The organism is Morganella sp. TYF_1, from assembly GCF_043105645.1.
GTDB classification, from domain to species: Bacteria; Pseudomonadota; Gammaproteobacteria; order Enterobacterales; family Enterobacteriaceae; genus Morganella; species Morganella morganii_B.
The window spans coordinates 73,794-97,554 of record NZ_JBICLU010000015.1 but is presented as its reverse complement, the minus strand read 5'-3'; the positions used below and the strand labels follow the sequence as shown (position 1 = coordinate 97,554).

The following is a 23,761-nucleotide window of genomic DNA, read 5'->3' as shown; positions in this document are numbered from 1 at the left end:
ATAAGAGGGTTAATTGATATTATATATTTTAAAGATGTTTTCCATAACCAACGCATAATCATTTATTGCTGCTGCCATTGTCTCCTCATTTTTTAAAGCCAGTAATGAGAATGTTGCCCGTAATTCAATATTACCATCAATATTCACTAACGCCGGCTGACCGAAGTGAAAAAATGGCGAGTAATTGTTCATCACTGATAACAACGATTCACTTATGCTCCGGGTATCGACTCTCTTATATTCACAAATAACACTCCATATCACAGGTGTGTCATCAATTGTCATTACATGAATACATTTCGCATTTCCCAGGTAGAGCGTAATTGCTGAATGATTATCAAGTTGTGTGTTTACAGGTAAAGTATCTCCCCGGCCAATATAACGAATGGCTGAGCTAATTAAACCCGCTAAATTCATAGACATATAATACCTTAATCGTTATTAAGCGTCGTTCAGGATAGAACCACACAGAAAGGTAAACCGGAAATAATATATTAAGATAATTCAATATCTGTATTTTTCGTTTTATATATTTCATCCCGGGATAAAAGAAAATCTATTCTAACGTGCGAATATACAAATACACATAAGGCAAAAGACTGACCTTTATTCAGTTTTCGTAACGTTTCAGGCTCTGAAAAAAAAACGCCTGATGATATTCATCAGGCGTTTTACAGGCAGAAAACGGTTAACTTATATATAAGGCTGTCACAGTGACAGCCTGTTATCTGTTATTTACTTTCCATTTTTGCCCAGGTATCACGCAGGCCGACAGTCCGGTTAAAGACTAATTTATCCGCTGAGGATAATTTGGCATCAGCACAGAAATACCCTTCGCGCTCAAACTGATACGGTTTGCTGCTGTCTGCGGCGACCAGTGACGGCTCCACAAAGCCCTGACGGATCACCAGAGAATCCGGGTTAAGCGTTGCCAGGAAGTCATCTTCCGCGCCCGGGTTCGGTACACTGAACAGACGATCATACAGACGGATTTCCGCCGGTACCGCGTGTTTCACGCTGACCCAGTGAATAACACCCTTCACTTTACGGCCGTCAGCCGGATCTTTATTCAGGGTTTCCGGATCATAGGTGCAGTAAATAGTGGTGATATTGCCTTCGCTGTCTTTTTCCGCACGTTCAGCTTTAATCACAAACGCATTACGCAGGCGCACTTCTTTATTCAGCACCAGACGCTTGTACTGTTTGTTGGCTTCTTCACGGAAGTCAGCACGGTCAATCCAGATTTCACGGCTGAACGGCACTTCGCGGCTGCCCATTTCCGGTTTGTTCGGATGATTCGGCATGGTGACCATCACATCGCCTTCCGGCATGTTTTCAATCACGACTTTCACCGGATCGATAACCGCCATAGCGCGTGGTGCGCTTTCGTTCAGGTCATCACGGATACAGGATTCCAGTGCCGCCATTTCGACGTTGTTATCCTGTTTGGTGACCCCGATACGGCGGCAGAACTCGCGGATAGAGGCAGCGGTATAACCACGGCGGCGCAGACCGGAAATGGTCAGCATGCGCGGGTCATCCCAGCCTTCAACAAATTTCTCGGTCACCAGCTGATTCAGCTTCCGCTTGGACATCACGGTGTATTCAAGATTCAGGCGGGAGAACTCATACTGACGCGGGTGGCAGTCAATGGTGATGTTATCCAGCACCCAGTCATACAGACGGCGGTTGTCCTGGAATTCCAGGGTACAGAGTGAATGGGTGATCCCTTCCAGCGCATCAGAAATACAGTGAGTGAAATCGTACATCGGGTAGATGCACCATTTGTCGCCGGACTGATGGTGAGTCGCAAACTTAATACGGTAAATGACCGGATCACGCATCACCATAAAGGAAGATGCCATATCGATTTTGGCACGCAGACACGCCTTACCTTCCTCAAAACCGCCGTCACGCATTTTTTCAAACAGCGCGAGGTTCTCTTCCGGGGTGCGGTCGCGGTACGGGCTGTTCCGGCCCGGCTCTTTTAACGTGCCGCGGTATTCACGGATTTCTTCCGGACTTAATTCGCAGACATACGCCAGACCTTTGTTGATCAGCTCAACGGCGTAGTTGTACAGCGTGTCGAAATAGTCCGAGGAATAGCACACTTTGCCGCTCCACTGAAAACCGAGCCATTTGACGTCGTTTTCAATGGAATTAACGTATTCCACATCTTCTTTCACCGGGTTGGTGTCATCAAAACGCAGATTGCATTGTCCCTGATAGTCTTGTGCTATGCCGAAATTCAGGCAGATTGATTTTGCATGACCAATATGCAGGTATCCGTTCGGTTCAGGCGGGAAGCGGGTGTGAACCGTGGTATGTTTTCCGGAAGCCAGGTCTTCGTCAATGATCTGACGAATAAAGTTTGTCGGGCGGGCATCAGCCTCGTTCATTGTCATAATTCCTCAATGCAATATGCGCGTTAATAACCCCCTATCATCCGATATGATGCGCTCATATACAACCACCTGATCACAGAAATATCAGCCTGACAGAGACCTTCGCGCAAAAAACAGATAAAAAAAACGGGAAGCAGATGCCTCCCGTTATTATCACAACCGCAATCACTTATTTAATGACGTGATACAGCTCAGAGTCGTTTGCCTTCACCAGACCTTTGGCAACAATCTCCACACGATCATAATCGTCGATATTACTGATGATGACCGGACTTATCATTGATTTGGCATGTTCGTTCAGATAGGCCAGATCCAGTTTCAGCACCGCATCACCGGCCGCGACCTGTGCGCCTTCTTCAATCAGGCGGGTAAAGCCGTTGCCGTTCAGATTCACGGTATCAATACCCATGTGAACAATAATTTCCGCACCATTATCGGTTTCCAGACAGAATGCATGATTGGTATCAAAAATTTTCACCACAGTACCTGCCGCCGGGGCATATACGGTGTCACTTTCCGGTTTGATGGCAATACCGTCACCGACAACACGACTTGCAAAGGCTTCATCCGGTACAGCAGATAAATCAACCACTTCACCATCGAATGGTGCCACCAGCGTCAATACCACGTTACCGTCACCCTGCGCTTTGGTTTTCACAGCTTCTGGAGCTGCCGCGGCTGCCTGAGCGGCTGCAACCGGACCTTCTTTCAGTACATCACGCATGGCATTGGCAATCAGTTCGGCACGGGTGCCGACAATCACCTGCACACTCTCTTTATTCAGACGGATAACGCCGGAAGCACCGATTTGTTTCGCATAAGCATCATTGACCTGCGCCGAGTCCTTCACGGTCAGACGCAAACGGGTGATACAGGCATCAATACCGGTCAGGTTATCTGAACCGCCGATAGCCGCGATATACTGACGCGCTTCGCTGCTGATGGATTTTTTCTCCTCTTTTTTATTATCAGTGCTGACATTCTCACTGTAACCATCAACGGTGTCGTTGGTTGCCATCGCCGCTTCACGGCCCGGGGTTAACAGGTTGAATTTGGTGATAACAAAACGGAACACCACATAGTACAGCGCGAAGAAAACCAGGCCCTGCAGGATCAGCATATACCAGTTGGTTGCCAGCGGGTTGCGTGAGGACAACGCCATATCCACCAGCCCCGCACTGAAACCGAAGCCGGAAATCCACTGCATGGTTGCAGCGATAAACAGGGAGATACCGGTCAGGAAGGCGTGGATCACATACAGTACCGGTGCCACGAACATAAAGGAGAATTCAATCGGCTCGGTGATACCGGTGAAGAACGCGGCAAATGCACCGGCGATCATAATACCGGCCACTTTTGCTTTGTTTTCCGGTTTGGCGCAGTGATAAATCGCCAGCGCGGCCCCCGGGATACCAAACATCATGATCGGGAAGAAACCAGCCTGATAACGGCCTGTGATCCCCGGAATTGCGGTACCGGCATCAATAGATTGCTGACCGGCCAGGAAGTTAGGAATATCGTTGATATCCGCCACGTTGAACCAGAACACGGAGTTCAGTGCGTGATGCAGACCGACAGGAATTAACAGACGGTTAAAGAAGCCGTAAATCCCCGCGCCCCACGCGCCCAGGTCTTTAATGCTCTTACCGAAGGAAACCAGTGCATCATAAATCACCGGCCAGACATACATCAGCACCGCTGCCACCAGGATCATCACGAAAGAGGCCAGGATCGGCACCAGACGACGGCCGCTGAAGAATGACAGTGCCAGCGGCAGCTCAACACTGCTGTAACGGTTATACAGTTCGGCGGAAATAACACCGACCAGGATACCGATAAACTGGTTGTTGATCTTACTGAACGCTGCCGGAACGGATTCAGGCGGAATCCCCTGAATCATACCGACTGTCGCGGTGGAACACAGGGTGGTCACCACCATAAAGCTGACAAAACCGGTCAGTGCTGCCGCACCGTCTTTGTCTTTTGACATCCCGTACGCAATACCGATAGCAAACAGCATTGACATGTTATCAATGATAGCCGCACCGGATTTAATCAGGAACGCGGCAACCACGTTGTCCGCACCCCAGCCCGTCGGGTCGATCCAGTAGCCGACCCCCATCAGAATTGCCGCAGCCGGCAATGTGGCGACAGGCACCATCAGTGCTCGGCCAATCCGCTGCAGATAGTTCAGTATACCCACTCACTCCCCCTTGCCGCCCTGACGAACGGCCTTTTTGTTTTACTGCATTATTATCACAGCCATGAGCGGCTGCCTTTTTGTGTACATCTGAATGTGTAACAACCGGCCTGAGTATTCACCGGATTGCGTAACATGTATTTTACTCCGGCGATACGTAACAGTCTAAAAAGTTTATTTCGCTTCGCAAATTAAATAGCTGTGATTTGTGATTATTATCACCAATATTCATCACCGGATGGTTAAAATGCTGGCAGTCACACAAAACTTATTTTAAGATAAAAAATATCTTTTCCGGCGGCTGTATTCTCACCCGTGACTAATAAATTCCGGGTATTCATGCTATAGATGAGACAGGAAGGATCTTCCTGAGACAGCACAGCAGATACCGGGCGGATAACCCGGTATAACTTAATGAGGTAGAATCGATATGCGTTTAATCCCTCTTGCGAAAGCGCAGGATGTCGGTCAGTGGTCCGCACAGTACATCGCTGACAAAATCAATGCGTTCCGCCCTTCGGCAGAGCGCCCGTTTGTTCTGGGACTGCCGACCGGCGGCACCCCGCTGGCGACCTATAAGGCGCTGATCGCCCTGCATCAGGCCGGAAAAGTCAGTTTCCGTCATGTGGTGACGTTTAATATGGATGAGTATATCGGCCTGCCGACGTCCCATCCTCAGAGCTATCACTCATTTATGCATGAGAATTTCTTTAATCACATTGATATCCCGGCGGAAAACATCAACCTGCTCAATGGTAATGCCCCGGATAGCGATGCGGAATGTGAACGCTACGAAGCGAAGATGAAAGCTTACGGCGGTGTGCAGCTGTTTATGGGCGGTGTCGGTAATGACGGTCACATTGCCTTTAACGAACCGGGCTCATCACTGACCTCACGCACCCGTGTCAAAACCCTGACACCGGAAACCCGTATCGCCAACTCCCGTTTCTTTGACAATGACATCAATAAAGTACCGAAGTATGCACTCACCGTGGGTGTCGGCACACTGATGGATGCCAAAGAGCTGCTTATCCTCGCCACCGGTCATAACAAGGCAATGGCGGTACAGCAGGCGGTTGAAGGCTCGGTGAATCATATGTGGACGATTACCTGTGTGCAGATCCACCCGAAAGCCATTGTGGTATGTGATGAACCGGCCACACTTGAGCTGAAAGTGAAAACCCTGAAGTATTTCTGTCACCTTGAATCTGACATTATCGAACAATTTGCTGCTGAATAACCGATGCTGACCGCCCTTTATCCGGGCGGTTTTTGTTGTGTTGTCTTATCTTTAAATCAGTATTCTCTCCCCCAGGAGGCGTTATGTACGCATTAACCAATGCCATTATTTATACCGGTCACGATCGTCTGGAAAACCACGCGGTCATTATTGACGGTGAATTAATCCACAGTGTGTGCCCGGTCAGTGAGTTACCGGACGGAATTGATACCCGTGATCTGGGCGGTGCTATCCTCTCCCCGGGATTTATTGATTTGCAGGTCAACGGCTGCGGCGGCGTACAGTTTAATGACAATGAAGACGATATCACTGTCCGCACCCTGGACATTATGCAGAAAGCCAATGAGCGCACCGGCTGCACCAGCTTCCTGCCGACACTGATCACCAGCCCCGATTCGCTGATGAAACTGAGTGTCAGCACTATGCGTGATTATCTGAAAAACCATCAAAATCAGGCGCTGGGGCTGCATCTGGAAGGGCCTTATATCAACCCGGTGAAAAAAGGCACGCACAATCCGGACTATATCCGCAAGCCGGATGCCGCCATGATTGATTTCCTGTGTGACAACGCAGATGTGATAACCAAACTCACCCTGGCACCGGAAATGGTGGAACCTGCCGTTATCCGCAAACTGACGGATGCGGGGATTGTGGTCTCCTCCGGGCACTCCAACGCAAGTTATGAAGAGTCCCGTGCCGGGTTTGAAAACGGCATTACCCTCTCCACACACCTGTTTAATGCCATGCCGTACATTTCCGGCCGCCAGCCGGGACTGATTGGCGCGATTTATGATACCGCTGAAATCTATGCCGGAATTATTGCTGACGGCCTGCATGTCTCCTGGCCGAACATCCGCAACAGTAAAGCCCTCAAGCGCGACAAGCTGATCCTGGTTACCGATGCCACTGCACCGGCAGGGCTTGATCCGAAAACCAGCGGGCTGGATCATTTTATCTTTGCCGGCAAAACGATATATTATCGTGATGGTTTATGTGTGGACGAAAACGGCACACTGAGTGGCTCCTCACTCACCATGATCCGCGCAGTGGCAAACTGTGTTCAGCATGTCGGTATCCCGCTGGATGAAACCCTGCGCATGGCCACACTCTATCCGGCACGGGCAATTGGTGTTCAGGACAGACTGGGAAGTATTAAATCCGGCAGCATTGCCAACCTGACCGCCTTCACCGCTGATTTTTCTGTCTGTATGACAATCGTTAACGGGAATGTGGTCCATACATCATGAGTAAAAGACGCCGATGGGTAACGGAATTCCGCAGATAGGTAATATTGATTTAGTCAAACAGCTGAACGGGGCGGTGGTTTACCGCCTGATAGACCGTTCCGGCCCGATTTCACGCATTCAGATTGCGGAACAAAGTCAGCTGGCACCTGCCAGCGTGACCAAAATTACCCGTCAGCTTCTTGAGCGCGGCCTGATAAAAGAGGTGGATCAGCAGGCATCCACCGGCGGACGCCGCGCTATCTCCATTATTTCCGAACACCGTGCCTTTCAGACTATCGGCGTGCGTCTCGGCCGCCATGATGCCACTATCGCACTGTTTGATCTCAGCGGACGGGCTCTCGAAGAAGAGACCTGTTCCCTGGAAGCCACCTCTCAGGCCGATGCGGAAGCCAAACTCATTGCGCTGATCGACAACTTCAGACAGACACACCAGCGCCGTATCCGTGAGCTTATCGCCATTGCGGTGATTCTGCCCGGCCTGGTCGATCCGGATCGTGGTATTGTGCGCTATATGCCGCATATTACGGTCAATGACTGGCCGCTGACCGAAAACCTCCATCAGCATTTTAAACTGCCCTGCTATGCCGGACATGATATCCGCAGTCTCGCGCTGGCTGAACACTATTTCGGTGCCACCCGTGATTGCGCGGATTCACTGCTGGTGCGCATTCACCGGGGGGCCGGGGCGGGGATTATTATCAACAGCCAGATTCTGCTGAACCGGCGTGGTAATCTCGGCGAAATCGGTCATATTCAGATCGACCCGCTCGGTGAACGCTGCCACTGCGGAAACTTCGGCTGTCTGGAAACGGTCGCATCGGATGCCGCCATTGAAACCCGGGTAAAATATCAGCTGGCTCAGGGGTTTAAGAGTGAACTGACGCCGGATAACTGCGCTGTCCGCGCCATCTGCCGTGCCGCTAACCGGGGGGATGCCCTCGCGGCAGAAGTGATAAAACAGGTCGGTAATTCCCTCGGAAAAGCCATTGCTATCACGATAAACCTGTTTAACCCGCAAAAAGTGGTGATTGCCGGTGAGATAACCGCGGCTGAAAACATCCTTCTGCCCGCACTGCAAAGCTGCATCAATACGCAGTCACTGAAAAATTTCCGTGAGGATCTGCCGGTGGTGATTTCTCAGCTGCCGCCAAACTCCGCTATCGGGGCATTTGCCCTGATAAAACGGGCCATGCTGTACGGTGAACTGCTGCTGCATGTTCTGGAAAACAGACCGGTTCCGCAAGCATAATCTGCTGCCGGATAAATGTATCAACTCTGTGATTTTATCCTGTTTTTTGTTCTGTTTATCTTCAAAGTGATTATTATGCAGGCAAACAAACGGATTTCATCAAAATATCTGCAAAAAGCAGTTGACGCTTTTGGCTGTAATCCGCATAATGCGCCCCGCAACGCCGATGAAGGTCACGCAAAAAAAAGATGGCTACGTAGCTCAGTTGGTTAGAGCACAACACTCATAATGTTGGGGTCACAGGTTCGAATCCCGTCGTAGCCACCATCTTTTTTGCGGGAGTGGCGAAATTGGTAGACGCACCAGATTTAGGTTCTGGCGCCGCAAGGTGTGCGAGTTCAAGTCTCGCCTCCCGCACCATTTCTCGTGACATTCGTTGTTGCTTATTGTATTTCCGGATGGGGTATCGCCAAGCGGTAAGGCACCAGGTTTTGATCCTGGCATTCCCAGGTTCGAATCCTGGTACCCCAGCCATCTTCCACTCAGTGGAAAAATGAAGTATGATAGGCGTCGTTTTTCAGGTGGGGTATCGCCAAGCGGTAAGGCACCAGGTTTTGATCCTGGCATGCCCTGGTTCGAATCCAGGTACCCCAGCCATATTCTGAAAAACGGCTTTGTTAAAGCAGTAAAAGATGGCTACGTAGCTCAGTTGGTTAGAGCACAACACTCATAATGTTGGGGTCACAGGTTCGAATCCCGTCGTAGCCACCATCTTTTGCAGCCACTATCTTTTGGGGTATCGCCAAGCGGTAAGGCACTGGATTCTGATTCCAGCATTCCCAGGTTCGAATCCTGGTACCCCAGCCAAATTCTGAAAGCCCGTCTCTGACGGGCTTTTTGCTTTTCTGCATCCGGATAAATATTTCATTTGCACTCAATGTACAACGCGCGACAGCAGGCAAAATAAACGAAAAGCATGCGCGTCAGGGATGACGCGCCTGAGCGCACACGGATGTGTTTACAGCGGCTTTTCGTTTTTGCCTGCTGTCCGCCATCCCCGGAAGCAGAAGAGAATCTCCCGCCCTGCCTGAATCAGTAATCAGACCCCCAGTGCATATTTCAGCGCCAGTTTTTTCAGCGGTGTTGCACGTTGTGCCACCGTCAGTGCCAGATTACGCAACGGCTGTAACCCCGGCAGGGTATTACTGAAAGTGAGATAAAACGCATCCATCCCGGCCTGCATCAGCAGGTTATCCGGGCGGCGGCGGCGCTCATAACGTCTGAGAACAGATTCACTGCCCCAGTCCTCACAGCACTCCCGCGCCGCAATCAGGGTATTCAGCAGGGTATCCGCATCACGGTAACCGAGATTTACTCCCTGCCCGGCCAGCGGATTAATGGTATGTGCCGCATCACCGATCAGCGCCAGCCCGTCCTGCACATAATGGGCGGCATGGTGACGCACCAGCGGGAAAGAGCCGCAGGCCAGCGGAGTCACGTCCCCGAGGCGTTCAGGGAATGATGCGCGGATTTCTGCCTGCAGTTGCGGCAGCGGCAGTTTACTGAGCTGGCGTATCCGCGCCGGTGAGTCATACCAGACCAGCGAAGCATACGAATCAAACAACGGCAGAAACGCACGCGGGCCGGACGGGAAAAACTGCTGCCAGGTGATATCCTGCTGCTCACGTCCGGTATCCACGCTGATCAGCATGCAGGACTGACGATACTGCCAGCCGCGACTGCCGATACCGGCCAGCGTTCTGACCTGTGATTTCGCGCCGTCCGCCCCGATCACCAGCCGGGTGGTAATGATGTCACCGTTATCAAACGTCAGTAACCATTCACCGGACTGCTTTGTCATACCCTGTAACCGCGCCGGGCACAGACAGGTGATCAGCTCATGAGTGGTGATCATCTCCCACAATGCCCGTTGCAGGACCGGGTTTTCCACCATATACCCCAGCTCAGGTAACCCGAGGCTCTCTGCGGTAAAGGTCACTTCCGACCCCGGTTCCTCATAGGTTTCCAGGGTGCGGTACGGCACACAACGCATGGCACGCACACGCTCCCATACGCCGAGACTCTCCAGTAACTCAGCAGACGCGCGGCTGATGGCAGAAATCCGCACGTCAGGGCGGCTCTGCGCATCGAACGCTGCCGGTGCCTGTAATTCAGCCACCGTGACGCGAAAACCGGCCTGAGCCAATCCCAGTGCTGTGGCGGCACCAATCATTCCCCCGCCGATAACGGTGACTTCAGAATGTGCTAACGGGTTATCCATGACATACCTATTCTAATACGTTGATTTTTTGTTCAATTACCGTAAATTCACCGGGGAAGGTGAAGATCCGTGCTGCCGGGTCTGGTCACCGGAGTGTCAAATGACTACAATATCGACCATTGATTACATCAAACCTGATTGAATACACACAATGCTTTTCAGTGTTGCGGGTATTGTTTCACTGAAAACAGCGGATTGAGAAAATGTCGACGAGTAAAAAACTGTACATAAAAACCTGGGGCTGTCAGATGAATGAGTACGATTCATCCAAAATGGCTGACCTGCTGGAAAGCACCCACGGCTACACTTTAACAGACAATGCCGATGAAGCCGATATTCTCCTGCTTAATACCTGTTCTATCCGTGAAAAAGCGCAGGAAAAAGTGTTCCATCAGCTTGGCCGCTGGAAAAACCTCAAGGATGTGAATCCGGACATTATTATCGGTGTCGGGGGCTGTGTGGCCTCCCAGGAAGGGGATTTTATCCGCCGCCGCGCCCCGGCCGTGGACATTGTCTTCGGCCCGCAGACACTGCACCGCCTGCCGGAGATGATCAACAAACTCAGAGGCGACCGCAGCCCGATTGTGGACATCAGCTTCCCGGAAATCGAGAAATTTGACCGCCTGCCGGAACCCCGCGCCGAAGGCCCGTCCGCGTTTGTTTCTATCATGGAAGGCTGTAATAAATACTGCACCTTCTGCGTGGTGCCTTACACCCGTGGTGAGGAAGTCAGTCGTCCGTGTGATGATGTGCTGTTTGAAATCGCACAGTTAGCCGCTCAGGGCGTGCGTGAGGTAAACCTGCTGGGTCAGAACGTGAATGCTTACCGCGGCCCGGCGTTTGACGGCAGCATCTGCAGTTTTGCCGAACTGATCCGTCTGGTAGCCGCGATTGACGGTATCGACCGCATCCGCTTTACCACCAGCCATCCGATTGAATTCACCGATGATATTATCGCTGTTTATGAAGATACCCCGGAACTGGTCAGCTTCCTGCACCTGCCGGTACAGAGCGGCTCGGACCGTATTCTGACCCAGATGAAACGCGCCCATACCGCGCTGGAATACAAATCCATCATTCGCAAACTGCGCAAAGCACGTCCGGATATTCTGATAAGCTCTGACTTTATCGTCGGCTTCCCGGGAGAAACCAATGACGACTTCGAAAAAACCATGCAGCTGATTGCCGACGTGAATTTCGATATGAGCTTCAGCTTTATCTACTCCCCGCGTCCGGGAACGCCGGCGGCTGACCTGCCGGATGACGTGACCGAAGACGAGAAAAAACAGCGTCTGTACCTGTTACAGCAGCGGATTAACCAGCAGGCAATGAGCTACAGCCGTCAGATGCTCGGCACCACTCAGCGCATCCTGGTAGAGGGCCCGTCCCGCAAAGATGTTATGGAGTTATCCGGACGCACCGAAAATAACCGCGTGGTGAACTTTGAGGGCACCCCGGACATGATCGGCAAATTTGTGGATGTCGAAATTACCGATGTCTACACCAACTCACTGCGCGGTCGCGTGATCCGGACAGAAGATCAGATGAACCTGCGTGTTCACGAAACCCCGGAATCCGTGATTGCCCGCACCCGTAAAGAAGACGAACTGGGTGTCGGCATCTACCAGCCAACCGTACACTAACTAACGATCACGCGCAGAATAACCTGCGCGTGAGAATACACAGAGAGATTCAGTGACAGAGACCTATACATCACCTTCACAGGTAGCAACACAGGAAATTTTCCTCGAACCCGCCGAAAATCAGCGCCTGCAAAGCCTCTGCGGTCCCTTCGATGATAACATCAAACTGCTTGAGCGCCGCCTCGGCACCGAAATCAGCCGCCGCGACAACCGCTTCCGGCTGACCGGCAAACCGCACTGTGTCAAAGCCGCTGCGGCTATCCTGCGTCAGCTCTATGTGGAAACCGCCCCGGTGCGCGGCGTTATCCGCGATATTGACCCCGAGCAGGTTCACCTCGCTGTAGCCGAAAGCCGTGTACTGGAACAGAGTGACGAGCATGTGCCGGACTACGGAAAATCCGTCAATATCAAAACCAAACGTGGTGTGGTTAAACCGCGCACGCCAAACCAGGCACAGTATATCGCCCACATTCTCGACCACGATATCACCTTCGGTATCGGCCCTGCCGGGACCGGGAAAACCTATCTGGCAGTCGCTGCCGCCGTGGATGCCCTGGAGCGTCAGGAAATCCGCCGCATTCTGCTGACCCGCCCTGCCGTTGAGGCCGGTGAGAAACTCGGCTTCCTGCCCGGCGATCTCAGTCAGAAAGTCGATCCGTATCTGCGCCCGCTGTACGACGCGCTGTTTGAAATGCTCGGCTTTGAGAAAGTGGAAAAGCTGATCGAACGCAACGTGATTGAAGTCGCACCGCTGGCCTATATGCGCGGACGGACACTGAACGACGCCTTTATTATTCTCGATGAAAGCCAGAACACCACCATCGAACAGATGAAAATGTTTCTGACCCGTATCGGCTTTAACTCCAAAGCGGTTATCACCGGGGATATCACCCAGATTGACCTGCCGAACGGCAATAAGTCCGGTCTGCGCCACGCTATTGAAGTGCTGGCAGATGTGCCGGAACTGAGCTTTAACTTCTTCCACAGTGAAGACGTGGTGCGTCATCCTATCGTGGCAAAAGTGGTTATTGCCTATGAAGCGTGGGAAGCCGCAGAACAGAAACGCAAACAGATGCTGAAACAGCAGCGCGATGCCGAACGTGCGCAGGCGCAGCAGGAACAATCCCATGAGTAATCCGGTTCTTGATTTACAAATCGTCTGTGAAAATACAGACAATCTGCCTTCTGAGGCACAGTTTCAGCGCTGGATTGACGGCGTGCTGCCGATGTTTCAGGAAGAGAGTGAAGTGACCATCCGTCTGGTGGATGAAGCAGAAAGCCATGAGCTGAACCTGACTTACCGCGGCATGGATAAACCAACCAACGTACTCTCCTTCCCGTTTGAAGCGCCGCCGGAAATTGAACTCCCGCTGCTGGGCGATCTGATTATCTGCCGCCAGGTGGTGGAGCGAGAAGCTGCTGAACAGGAAAAAACCGAAGAAGAACACTGGGCACATATGGTCGTTCACGGCTGCCTGCACCTGCTGGGTTATGACCACATCGAAGACGATGAAGCAGAGGAGATGGAAGGCCTGGAAACGGAAATCTTAAAAAAATTAGGCTATTCTGATCCGTATATCACAGAAAAAGCGTAGTCAGCGATGCCGTTTTTATGCTACATAATACGGCATCTTTCATTAAATCGGGGAATATAAAAAAACCGCCATGAGCGACGACCATCCATCGGGTAGTGATACACCGAACCAGAAAAAGGGTTTCTTTTCTCTGCTGCGCCAGCAACTGTTCCACGGCGAACCAAAAAGCCGTGAAGACCTCGTTGAGGTCATCCGTGATTCCGAACAAAATGCACTGATCGATCCTGACACCCGCGATATGCTCGAAGGGGTGATGGATATTTCTGATCAGCGTGTCCGCGATATCATGATCCCGCGTTCACAAATTGTGACTCTCAAGCGCAATCAGACACTCGACGAGTGCCTGGATGTCATTATTGATTCTGCCCACTCCCGCTTTCCGGTGATCAGCGAAGACAAAGATCACATTGAAGGCCTGCTGATGGCAAAAGATTTGCTGCCGTTTATGCGCAGTGATTCCGAAGAGTTCAGTATCGATAAAGTCCTGCGCCAGGCGGTTGTTGTGCCGGAAAGTAAGCGTGTTGACCGTCTGCTTAAGGAGTTCCGCTCCCAGCGCTATCATATGGCGATTGTGATCGATGAATTCGGCGGCGTCTCCGGACTTGTCACTATCGAAGACATTCTGGAGTTAATCGTCGGCGAAATTGAGGATGAATACGATGATGAGGATGACGTGGATATCCGTCAGCTCAGCCTGCACTCCTATTCTGTCCGCGCCCTCACCCAGATAGAAGATTTTAACGATGCATTCGGCACCCGCTTCAGCGATGAAGAAGTGGATACCGTCGGCGGGCTGGTGATGCAGGCCTTCGGCCATCTGCCGACCCGGGGTGAAACCATTGAGATTGACAACTACCAGTTCAAAGTTGCGATGGCGGACAGTCGTAAAATTATCCAGTTACATGTTAAGATTCCGGACGATGCTCCAATCCCGTCTTTAGATGAAGATAATCTGACATGATAAAATCACCTCATGGTTTACGCCAGTGGCCGCGTCTGCTGCTGGCACTGATTTTCGGGGCCGGCGGAACGCTGGCCTTTTCGCCTTTTGATCTCTGGTTTTTCTCACTGCCTGCACTGACCGCCCTGCTGCTGCTGACCCTCAACCGGACAGGCAAACAGGCTTGTGCTATCGGTTTCGCCTGGGGGCTGGGCTTATTCGGCAGCGGCGTAAACTGGGTGTATGTCAGTATCGCGGATTTCGGCGGTATGCCGGAAATCGCCAACCTGTTCCTTGTTGTCCTGCTGGCTGCCTATCTGGCGCTCTATCCGATGCTGTTTGCCGGTCTGCTGGCGAAATGCTTCCCGCACGCCACTGTCTGGCGTCTGGTGATTGCTGCCCCGGCACTCTGGCAGCTCACTGAATTTTTACGCGGCTGGGTGCTGACCGGCTTCCCGTGGCTGGAATTCGGCTATACCCAGATTGACGGCCCGATGCGCGCACTGGCGCCAATCCTGGGTGTCAATGCCATCACCTTCCTGCTGATGGTGATAAGCGGGCTGATTGCCCTTTCACTCTCACAGCGCCGTATCCGCCCGCTGATCCCGGCACTGGTGCTGCTGTTTGCGCCGTGGCTTGCCCGCAACTACCAGTGGTATCAGATGAATAACGACCCGACTCAGGTCGCGCTGGTACAGGGAAATATCGCCCAGTCCCTGAAATGGGAACAGGGCATGCTGGATAAAACGCTGGGCATTTACCTCAAAGAGAGCCGCCCGTACTTCCGCCCTGACACCCTGATTATCTGGCCGGAATCCGCTATTCCGGATTTTGCCGCCAGTCAGTCTGCGTTCCTGGATCAGCTTAACGGCCTGCTGACACTCAGCGGTGCGCAGCTTATCACCGGTGTGGTGGATGCGGTCCCGAAAGCGGACGGCAAAGAGTATGATGTTTACAACACCCTGATTGTGTTGGGCAATAAGAGTGAATACGACAGCCGGGATACAAACCGCTATTACAAACATCACTTAGTGCCGTTCGGGGAATTTGTGCCGCTGGAAGATTTACTGCGTCCGCTGGCGCCGTTCTTTAACCTGCCGATGTCTGCTTTCAGCCGCGGGGGTTACATTCAGCCGCCGCTGACCGCCGGAAAAATGACACTGACCGCCGAGATTTGCTATGAAGTGATCCTCGGGGAGCAGGTGCGCCGCAATATGACCGACAAAACCGGTGTACTGCTGACTGCCTCCAATGATGCCTGGTTCGGCCGCTCCATCGGCCCGTGGCAGCATTTCCAGATGGCGCGGATGCGAGCACTGGAGCTGGGGCGTCCGCTGCTGCGCGCCACCAATAACGGTATTACCGCCATTGTTGCACCGGACGGCTCTGTCACCGCGCAGTTGCCGCAGTTCACACAGGCCACCCTGAGTGCCACGGTGACCTCTGCATCCGGTTTCACGCCGTATTACCGTATGGGCACCTGGCCGGTCTGGGGCGCTACCGTTATCTTCCTCGGTCTGGCGCTGGTAAAACGCAGAAAGAGCACCGAGCGCGGCCTGCATTTTCGCTGATAAGAAAAAATTCCGCAGATAAAAAAATCCCGCCGTGATTGCTCACCGGCGGGATTTTTATTTTCAGACTGATTATTTCGCCAGCCACAGCCTGGCCATCATACCCAACTGGCTGGTCCAGCCGCTGGTATAACTGACTATCTTCCCTTTGTGATAAATCACAAAGGTCGGCGTGACATTCACGCCCCAGAGCTGAGAGATACGGCCATCCGGATCATTAATCACCGGAAAATAGTAACCTTTCGCTGCCATCCCTTTCGCCAGCCGGTCATCGTCACCGGAGCGGATAGCAACCGTCACCACATTGTAGCCAAACTCAGACAGTTCGCTGACTGACGGCGACGTCAGTTTGCAGATCCCGCACCAGGATGCCCAGAAGTAGACCAGTAACGGTTTTTCCGCACTCATCTGCGCAATGGACACCGGTGTGCCGTCTGTCAGTGCCAGTGAAGGCACCGTGTTTAAATCCGGTGCCTGCGGTTTGCGCCAGTAGTCCATCGCCTGTGACGCAATAAATAAAATCACCAGCAGCAGGAGAAATTCCTTTCCCCATCTGCGCAGTAACCGCATTATTTAACCTTAGCCAGCTGTTCCTTAATGATGGCATCCAGCTGTGCTTCATCCACGGCACCCGGCAGCATCACGTCACCGATCAGCGTTGCAGGCGTTCCCTGAACACCTAACTGCTCTGCCAGCATCATGTTCATACGCATGGTATTCATACTGTTCTCAGTGACTTTTACATCACCCGCTTTGGCGGTTTTCAGTGCGCTGTTGATATCATCCTGGGTCAGTGCGGTTTTTTTCTGCATCAGGCGGTTATGCAGCGGTGCGAATGCTTCCGGCTTGCTTTCCCAGACAGACAGTGCGGCACGGCTGGCATTCAGGGAACTTTCCCCTTTGAACGGCAGCAGTTTGAAGACTACCGCCACGTCAGGGTATTTTTTCACCATCGCTTCCAGCTGCGGATCAAAACGTTTGCAGTACGGGCAGTTATAATCGGTGAAAGATACAATGGTCAGCTTCGGTGATTTTGAACCGATGCGCGGCGTGTACTTATCATTAAACAGCACGTCAGCATTCGCTTTAACGGCATCTTTCATCTGCGCAGTCTGTTTTTCGGTCTGTTTCTGCTGAAGTGCCGCGATCGCTTCTTCCAGAATTTCCGGGTTTTTGACCAGCGTGTCACGAACCAATTCACGCACCTGCGCTTCCTGGTCAGCGGTAAAAGCAGCCGCGTGAGCTGTGGCTGTAAAGATAAGCGGAGCAATCATTAAAGCCGCGAGTGTTTTTTTCATGGTTCAATTCCTTGTGACTGATTTAACAGATGTAAGAGTGTTTCTTTATCCAGCAATGGTGACAAGATTTCACCATCAGGTAAAGCAGGGCCGTAAATCTGATTAAACGGTACTGCCAGATGCCCGCGCTTTTGTAAAAATGCAGTAATATCCGGTGACGGTTTGGTCCAGTCCCCGCGCAGTGCAACAACATCCGGTTCACGGAGTGCGTCCTGAACATCATCGCGTAATAATACATTGTATTTGTTTGCTTTGCAGGTTACGCACCATTCGGCGGTCACATCCACAAAAACCCGTTTCCCCTGAGAAAGCGCGGTGGTCACCGCCTCTTCCGTCAGCGGCTGCCAATCCACCTGATCACGGACCAGGCTCTGCTGCCGGTCATCCGTCATATTGATACCGGCCCAGACACCACCGGCCACCAGCAGTGCCGCCAGCGCCGCCGTTCCGCGCTTAATACCGGTACGGCGGAACGCCAGCAGCGCAAGTACCAGCAGCACAACCCCCACCATCACGGCAGCGGTTTCCGGCCCGGTGTGCGGGATCAGCAGACTGATCAGCCACAGTGCTGTAATAAACATCATGGCACCCAGCACCAGACGCAGACCGTTCATCCAGCGGCCCGGTTTCGGCAGAGCTCTGGCAATTCCCGGAAATGCGGCGATCAGCAGCCACGGCAGACTCATCCCTAATCCCAGCGCGGTAAAGATCATCCACAGCTGTGAATACGGGGCCACCAGCGCAAACGCAACGGCAGTACCGAGGAACGGCGCGGTACAGGGGGTCGCCAGCAGCGTGGCAAACATACCTTCCATAAAGTGGCCGCGCATCCCTTTGCCGCCCGCTGTCGCCAGTTTTGTGGTTGCATTACTGCTCAGACGGATAGAAAAAACACCGAACAGATTGGCACTGAACAGTAAGGTTACCACCACCATAAAGCCGAGGAACCACGGGTTCTGGAACTGAATTCCCCAGCCGACCGCACTTTGTGTCAGACGTAATACCGACACCAGTGCCGCGAGGATCCAGAAGGAGACCATAATACCGGAGGAGGAGACCAGGAACTGGGTGCGGATCATCCGCCGTTCGCGGTTTTCCACATACAGCACAGCGCCGAGTTTCATCGCCAGCACCGGCAGAACACACGGCATAACGTTGAGGATCAGCCCGCCCAGCAATGCAAACAGTAACAGCATGATAAAGGAGGTATCACTGCCGGATGCAGCCGTAATATCCGGCCCGCTGCCGATCACCGTGGTGAGCGCCTGCGCTGCCGGACCGTCTGTCACAACGACCGACAACGGTTTTCCGTTCAGATCTGACGGTACTTCACCCCAGTCATCCGTCACTTTAACGGTGGCGGTGAGGTTATCCCCGGAAAGGGTAAATGACGGCGCGGCAAAAATAGTTTCTTTATCCGCATTAAAAAACAGCTGCGGATCCTGCCAGCCGCCCGGGCGGTGCAGTGCCATCGTCAGCGTCCCGCCGTTTATCCGGCTGCCGCCGACAGTGATATCACCGCCGGTCTGCGGAACCTGCTGCATCGCCATCACATACTGGCGATCAAAATCGTCCGGTGCCGGTTCAGACGTATCCAGTGAGACCGGATAATCGGTCAGGATACAGACATTACTGCATGTGGATAAGGTCAGTGTTCCGCTGAGCGCCGGCAGCGCCTGAGCCGCCGTGACTTCCAGCGGGAACACCACACTGCCGCCGTAGCCCTGAGTGGAAAGCCCTGCGACGTCAAAACGCTGCGGTGCGGGCCAAAACCACTGTGTATCAGCGGAGGTCTCCTGCCATGTCAGTTCAGGGGCAACGCCCCCCTCGCCCGGTGACTGCCAGTAGGTTTTCCAGCCCGGTTGTAATTCAACAGCCAGCAGCAGACGCAGTTTTCCGTCTTTCCACTGATCTGATGTGACTCTGACACGGGCGTGATCATTGTGCGGCATCTCAGTCCAGCCGGTATCAGCTGCATGCACAGAAGTCAGCGCGGACAAAAACAGCACAAACGCTGTTAATACAAAACGCATAATTTTTTCATCTCCGAATTAAGCAAAAAACCCGACAATATAAAGCGAGCCGGTTGCTAATCCCTCATGACACAAAAATGGAGATGCCTGCGCAGCCGCATCGGCGGGATATGTTGACGCCACGATCGCGAACGGTAACGGACAGGAACAATCACCGCTGTCATGACGAAGAAAAGAAGGGCAAAAAAGAGAGGTTCTGCCGGGAACTGCGGCACCGTACTCAGCGACTTGGCACTGATATCACAGGTGCCGCCGGGATTGGTACTGCCGGTTTCCGCATTACTGAGCTGCACCGGCGTGGTAAAATCCGCAGACGGGCTCAGACTGATGCGCGGCGCACCAGACACCCGTTGTGTCAGACACAACAGGATAAAGAATAATGTGAAAAACAGCAGCAAATAACCCTGCCTGCGTTGCTTCAGCATAGCCCGCTCCCCGATAGTTACCGCTTATCTTACACAGCCAGCGATTTCAGACAACCGGATAACCATAACTTTACACATTTAACCGCAATATGATGTTTTCACCGTACAGCCGGATTGTGACAACAGCGGATTATGGCACAATAGCACTTCCCGGCCATAACAGCATCCCGCCCGGCAGTAAAAACAACCATTAAAAGGTTAATAATTACGCCAATTGCAGCATATAAAACCAAGTCAACTAAAAATATCATAATTTAATATGAGTGTACGTTCTGTGTGTAACTTGCACATCTTTATCGGACAGAGTGAGAGGGATCTCCCGATTTAAAACAAATTAACTTCCATTTATTAACAATAGTGTTCTATTTTTAACAATACAAACACAATAGCAACACACGTCCTTATACTGTTCCCGAAAAGGAGTTGTTTATGCGCAAGTTAGTTTTGTCTGTCCTGGTCACCGGAGCCGCGCTTGCCAGTGCGGCAGTTTCTGCTGAAGAGCTGACCGGTACACTGAAAAAAATCAATGATAACGGTGTGATTATCGTCGGTCACCGCGAGTCCTCTGTCCCTTTCTCTTATTATGATAACCAGCAAAACGTGGTCGGCTATTCCCAGGATTATTCCAACCATATTGTTGATGCAGTGAAAAAGACCCTGAATAAGCCGGATTTACAGGTCAAACTGATCCCGGTGACCTCTCAGAACCGTATCCCGCTGTTACAAAACGGCACATTCGATTTTGAGTGCGGCTCCACCACCAACAACCTGGCGCGCCAGCAGCAGGCCGCGTTCTCCAATACTATTTTTGTGGTCGGTACGCGTCTGCTGACCGGTAAAGATTCCGGTATCAAAGACTTTGCCGATCTCGCCGGGAAAAACGTCGTGGTGACATCCGGTACTACATCCGAAATGCTGCTCAACAAACTCAATGATGAGAAGCAGATGAAGATGCGCATTATCAGCGCCAAAGATCACGGGGATGCCTTCCGCACGCTGGAATCCGGTCGTGCAGTCGCCTTTATGATGGATGATGCCCTGCTGGCCGGTGAGCGCGCCAAAGCGAAAAAACCGGATAACTGGGTGATTGTCGGCACACCGCAGTCCGAAGAAGCCTACGGCTGTATGCTGCGCAAAGATGATCCGCAGTTTAAAGCCCTGATCGATAAAACTGTCTCTGATGCGCAAACCTCCGGTGAGGCTGAGAAATCCTATACCCGCTGGTTCAAACAGCCGATTCCGCCTAAAAACCTCAACCTGAACTTTGAATTATCCGATGAAATGAAAGGGCTGTTCAAAGCGCCGAATGACAAGGCCTTTGAATAATCACCACGGCGGCTGACAGCCTGACCAGCTGCGCCGTCCGGACTGAGGATATAACTAAGACCGCCGCGCCCGCGTTCACCACTGACGCGGGCGCGGACGATAAACCGCAGTCCGTTGCATGCAAACACACTGTCTGTCCGGTAACCACTGGTTATCCGTCTTATACAGGGAGTTCGTTCTTTTACCGGGAGCCGCGCTATGTCAGCAAACTGGGACTGGGGCATCTTTTTTCAGCCCGCCCCCTTCGGCAACACCACTTACCTCGGCTGGATCCTGTCCGGCCTGAAAGTCACGGTGCTGCTGTCAATCTGTGCCTGGATTATCGCCTTTCTGGTGGGATCCCTGTTCGGTATTCTCCGTACGGTGCCGAATAAGTTTCTCTCCTCACTCGGCACCATTTACGTGGAAATTTTCCGTAATGTACCGCTGATCGTCCAGTTCTTCACCTGGTATCTGGTGATCCCGGAGTTCCTGCCGTCGTCTCTGCGCGACTGGTTTAAAATGGATCTCGACCCGAATATCCAGTTCTTTATTTCCTCCACCCTCTGTCTGGGGCTGTTTACCGCCGCCCGTATGACCGAACAGGTACGTGCCGCCATTCAGTCACTGCCGCGCGGTCAGAAAGCCGCCGGATTGGCAATGGGGCTGACACTGCCGCAGACTTATCGCTATGTGCTGCTGCCGAATGCCTACCGCGTGATTATTCCGCCGATGACATCGGAAATGCTTAACCTGGTGAAAAACTCTGCCATTGCCTCCACTATCGGGCTGGTCGATATGGCTGCGCAGGCCGGGAAGTTGCTGGATTACTCTGCCAGAGCTTATGAGTCCTTTACCGCGATCACCCTCGCCTATGTCGGCATCAACGTTATTATTATGCTGGCCATGCATTTACTGGAAAAACGGGTGCGTCTGCCCGGGACAGGAGGCCACTGATGTACGAATTTGACTGGAGTTCGGTGATGCCGGGTATGCCGTTCCTGTTACAGGGGCTGGTTATTACGGCGAAAATCACGGTTACCGCGATTGTTATCGGCATCCTGTGGGGCACGATACTGGCCATGATGCGCCTGTCATCCATAAAGATTGTGAGCTGGCTGGCTGCCCTCTATGTGAATGCCTTCCGCTCCGTTCCGCTGGTGATGGTGCTATTATGGTTCTATCTGATTGTGCCTAACTTAGTCCAAAATGTTCTTGGCATATCACCAAAAACAGATATCCGTCTGATCTCAGCTATGGTAGCGTTTTCCCTGTTTGAAGCTGCGTATTATGCTGAAATTATCCGCGCCGGGATTCAGAGTGTGTCACGGGGACAAACATCCGCCTCACTCGCCCTCGGTATGACCAAAATGCAGACCATGCGTCTGGTGGTGCTGCCGCAGGCATTCCGTGCGATGATCCCGCTGCTGCTGACCCAGGGAATTGTCCTGTTCCAGGATACGTCACTGGTGTATGTGCTCAGCCTGACCGATTTCTTCCGTACCGCCAGCAATATCGGCGAGCGTGACGGAACACAAATCGAGATGGTGCTGTTTGCGGGGGCGGTTTATTTTGTTATCAGCTTTGGTGCGTCAATGCTGGTTAATTATCTCAAGAGAAGGACTGTGTCATGATCTCCCTGAAAAATATCTCCAAATGGTACGGTCAGTTCCGTGTCTTAACCGACTGCTCGACCGACGTCAAAAAAGGGGAAGTGGTTGTGGTGTGCGGCCCGTCCGGCTCCGGTAAATCCACGCTGATAAAAACCGTCAACGGCCTTGAGCCGGTGCAGCAGGGCGAAATTTTCGTCAATGATATTCAGGTGAATGACAAACGCACCAACCTGGCGAAACTGCGTTCCAAAGTCGGCATGGTATTCCAGCACTTTGAGCTGTTCCCGCACCTCTCCATTGTGGAAAATCTGACCCTGGCACAGGTAAAAGTGCTGGGGCGCGATAAAGCGGCAGCAAAAGAAAAAGGGCTGAAACTGCTGGAGCGTGTCGGGCTGTCTGTCCATGCGGATAAATTCCCGTCCCAGCTGTCCGGCGGACAGCAGCAGCGTGTGGCTATCGCCCGCGCCCTGTGTATGGATCCTGTCGCCATGCTGTTTGATGAGCCGACATCCGCCCTCGACCCGGAAATGATCAACGAAGTGCTGGACGTGATGGTGGAACTGGCACACGAAGGCATGACAATGATGGTGGTTACCCATGAAATGGGCTTTGCCCGTAAAGTGGCGGACCGCGTGATTTTCATGGATGAAGGCAAAATCGTCGAAGACAGTAAAAAAGAGGATTTCTTTGCCAACCCGAAATCCGATCGCGCCAAAGATTTTCTGGCTAAAATTCTGCACTGATGTTCTGACCGGCCGGTCACAGACCGGCCTTTC

20 protein-coding genes and 6 tRNA genes are annotated in these 23,761 nt (G+C 52.3%); 18 read left to right on the top strand and 8 right to left on the bottom strand.

The window, feature by feature from the left end:
• Window positions 1-9: 9 nt before the first annotated feature.
• The 3 genes from ACF8OF_RS05775 to nagE form a co-directional block, all read right to left on the bottom strand.
• A complete protein-coding gene (locus ACF8OF_RS05775; protein ID WP_392495990.1) occupies window positions 10-423 on the bottom strand; it encodes a type III secretion protein in 414 nt (137 codons plus the stop codon).
• 308 nt (window positions 424-731) lie between these two features.
• The gene (gene glnS, locus ACF8OF_RS05770; protein ID WP_262860320.1) at window positions 732-2,399 is read right to left on the bottom strand and encodes a glutamine--tRNA ligase; all 1,668 of its coding nucleotides are present in this window, start codon (window positions 2,397-2,399) and stop codon (window positions 732-734) included.
• Window positions 2,400-2,574: 175 nt separating this feature from the next.
• Window positions 2,575-4,608 carry an N-acetylglucosamine-specific PTS transporter subunit IIBC gene (nagE, locus tag ACF8OF_RS05765; protein WP_392495989.1) on the bottom strand — a complete coding sequence of 678 codons (2,034 nt, stop codon included), beginning with the start codon at window positions 4,606-4,608 and terminating at the stop codon, window positions 2,575-2,577.
• A 427-nt stretch (window positions 4,609-5,035) separates the two neighbouring features.
• Between nagE and nagB the strand changes: the two genes are divergently transcribed.
• From nagB to ACF8OF_RS05720, 9 genes are all read left to right on the top strand, one after another.
• Complete coding sequence (gene nagB / locus ACF8OF_RS05760) at window positions 5,036-5,845, top strand: glucosamine-6-phosphate deaminase (protein ID WP_354621320.1); 810 nt, start codon at window positions 5,036-5,038, stop codon at window positions 5,843-5,845.
• 83 nt (window positions 5,846-5,928) lie between these two features.
• Window positions 5,929-7,092, top strand: a complete 1,164-nt coding sequence (gene nagA / locus ACF8OF_RS05755) for an N-acetylglucosamine-6-phosphate deacetylase (RefSeq protein ID WP_392495988.1) — start codon at window positions 5,929-5,931, stop codon at window positions 7,090-7,092.
• A gap of 13 nt (window positions 7,093-7,105) precedes the next feature.
• Window positions 7,106-8,341: an ROK family protein gene (locus ACF8OF_RS05750; RefSeq protein WP_279797634.1), complete on the top strand. Its 1,236-nt coding sequence runs from the start codon at window positions 7,106-7,108 to the stop codon at window positions 8,339-8,341.
• Window positions 8,342-8,531: 190 nt separating this feature from the next.
• Window positions 8,532-8,608 (top strand) — tRNA-Met (locus tag ACF8OF_RS05745).
• Window positions 8,609-8,616: 8 nt separating this feature from the next.
• A tRNA-Leu gene (locus tag ACF8OF_RS05740) sits at window positions 8,617-8,701 on the top strand.
• 39 nt (window positions 8,702-8,740) lie between these two features.
• Window positions 8,741-8,815: transfer RNA gene (locus ACF8OF_RS05735), tRNA-Gln, on the top strand.
• 48 nt (window positions 8,816-8,863) lie between these two features.
• Window positions 8,864-8,938: transfer RNA gene (locus ACF8OF_RS05730), tRNA-Gln, on the top strand.
• 37 nt (window positions 8,939-8,975) lie between these two features.
• Window positions 8,976-9,052 (top strand) — tRNA-Met (locus ACF8OF_RS05725).
• 21 nt (window positions 9,053-9,073) lie between these two features.
• Window positions 9,074-9,148, top strand: a tRNA-Gln gene (locus ACF8OF_RS05720).
• Between the two features lie 232 nt (window positions 9,149-9,380).
• On the opposite strand, the gene ubiF is transcribed toward ACF8OF_RS05720, so the two are convergent.
• A complete protein-coding gene (ubiF, locus tag ACF8OF_RS05715; protein ID WP_262862699.1) occupies window positions 9,381-10,562 on the bottom strand; it encodes a 3-demethoxyubiquinol 3-hydroxylase in 1,182 nt (393 codons plus the stop codon).
• 203 nt (window positions 10,563-10,765) lie between these two features.
• On the opposite strand from ubiF, the gene miaB reads away from it, so the two are divergent.
• The 5 genes from miaB to lnt all read left to right on the top strand — a co-directional run bounded on the left by miaB (window position 10,766) and on the right by lnt (window position 16,311).
• Window positions 10,766-12,205 carry a tRNA (N6-isopentenyl adenosine(37)-C2)-methylthiotransferase MiaB gene (gene miaB / locus ACF8OF_RS05710; protein WP_279797632.1) on the top strand — a complete coding sequence of 480 codons (1,440 nt, stop codon included), beginning with the start codon at window positions 10,766-10,768 and terminating at the stop codon, window positions 12,203-12,205.
• 52 nt (window positions 12,206-12,257) lie between these two features.
• Window positions 12,258-13,340, top strand: a complete 1,083-nt coding sequence (locus ACF8OF_RS05705) for a PhoH family protein (RefSeq protein ID WP_046893687.1) — start codon at window positions 12,258-12,260, stop codon at window positions 13,338-13,340.
• Window positions 13,333-13,800: an rRNA maturation RNase YbeY gene (ybeY, locus tag ACF8OF_RS05700; protein WP_025153517.1), complete on the top strand. Its 468-nt coding sequence runs from the start codon at window positions 13,333-13,335 to the stop codon at window positions 13,798-13,800. The genes ACF8OF_RS05705 and ybeY overlap by 8 nt, the downstream gene beginning before the upstream one ends.
• A 70-nt stretch (window positions 13,801-13,870) precedes the next feature.
• Window positions 13,871-14,761 carry a CNNM family magnesium/cobalt transport protein CorC gene (gene corC / locus ACF8OF_RS05695; RefSeq protein ID WP_004235612.1) on the top strand — a complete coding sequence of 297 codons (891 nt, stop codon included), beginning with the start codon at window positions 13,871-13,873 and terminating at the stop codon, window positions 14,759-14,761.
• Window positions 14,758-16,311 carry an apolipoprotein N-acyltransferase gene (gene lnt, locus ACF8OF_RS05690; protein WP_262882147.1) on the top strand — a complete coding sequence of 518 codons (1,554 nt, stop codon included), beginning with the start codon at window positions 14,758-14,760 and terminating at the stop codon, window positions 16,309-16,311. The genes corC and lnt overlap by 4 nt, the downstream gene beginning before the upstream one ends.
• A 72-nt stretch (window positions 16,312-16,383) precedes the next feature.
• Here lnt and ACF8OF_RS05685 read toward each other — a convergent pair whose 3' ends face one another.
• From ACF8OF_RS05685 to ACF8OF_RS05670, 4 genes are read right to left on the bottom strand one after another with little or no spacing between them, the layout of a single operon-like run.
• The gene (locus ACF8OF_RS05685; RefSeq protein ID WP_392495986.1) at window positions 16,384-16,881 is read right to left on the bottom strand and encodes a protein disulfide oxidoreductase; all 498 of its coding nucleotides are present in this window, start codon (window positions 16,879-16,881) and stop codon (window positions 16,384-16,386) included.
• Window positions 16,881-17,609 (bottom strand): DsbA family protein, encoded by a 729-nt coding sequence (locus tag ACF8OF_RS05680; protein WP_392495985.1) that lies wholly within the window; start codon window positions 17,607-17,609, stop codon window positions 16,881-16,883. Before ACF8OF_RS05680 ends, ACF8OF_RS05685 begins: the two co-directional genes overlap by 1 nt.
• A complete protein-coding gene (locus tag ACF8OF_RS05675; RefSeq protein ID WP_392495983.1) occupies window positions 17,606-19,642 on the bottom strand; it encodes a protein-disulfide reductase DsbD domain-containing protein in 2,037 nt (678 codons plus the stop codon). The genes ACF8OF_RS05680 and ACF8OF_RS05675 overlap by 4 nt, the downstream gene beginning before the upstream one ends.
• Window positions 19,643-19,698: 56 nt before the next feature.
• Window positions 19,699-20,067: a copper-binding protein gene (locus ACF8OF_RS05670; RefSeq protein WP_392495981.1), complete on the bottom strand. Its 369-nt coding sequence runs from the start codon at window positions 20,065-20,067 to the stop codon at window positions 19,699-19,701.
• A gap of 423 nt (window positions 20,068-20,490) precedes the next feature.
• Between ACF8OF_RS05670 and ACF8OF_RS05665 the strand changes: the two genes are divergently transcribed.
• The 4 genes from ACF8OF_RS05665 to ACF8OF_RS05650 all read left to right on the top strand — a co-directional run bounded on the left by ACF8OF_RS05665 (window position 20,491) and on the right by ACF8OF_RS05650 (window position 23,728).
• Complete coding sequence (locus ACF8OF_RS05665; RefSeq protein ID WP_279797620.1) at window positions 20,491-21,393, top strand: glutamate/aspartate ABC transporter substrate-binding protein; 903 nt, start codon at window positions 20,491-20,493, stop codon at window positions 21,391-21,393.
• 198 nt (window positions 21,394-21,591) lie between these two features.
• Window positions 21,592-22,329, top strand: a complete 738-nt coding sequence (locus ACF8OF_RS05660; protein ID WP_004235603.1) for an amino acid ABC transporter permease — start codon at window positions 21,592-21,594, stop codon at window positions 22,327-22,329.
• Entirely contained in the window at window positions 22,329-23,006 is a 678-nt protein-coding gene (gltK, locus tag ACF8OF_RS05655; RefSeq protein WP_004235602.1) for a glutamate/aspartate ABC transporter permease GltK, read from the top strand. The genes ACF8OF_RS05660 and gltK overlap by 1 nt, the downstream gene beginning before the upstream one ends.
• Window positions 23,003-23,728, top strand: coding sequence for an amino acid ABC transporter ATP-binding protein (locus tag ACF8OF_RS05650; RefSeq protein ID WP_025153524.1), 726 nt, complete (start codon window positions 23,003-23,005; stop codon window positions 23,726-23,728). Before gltK ends, ACF8OF_RS05650 begins: the two co-directional genes overlap by 4 nt.
• Window positions 23,729-23,761 lie beyond the last annotated feature (33 nt).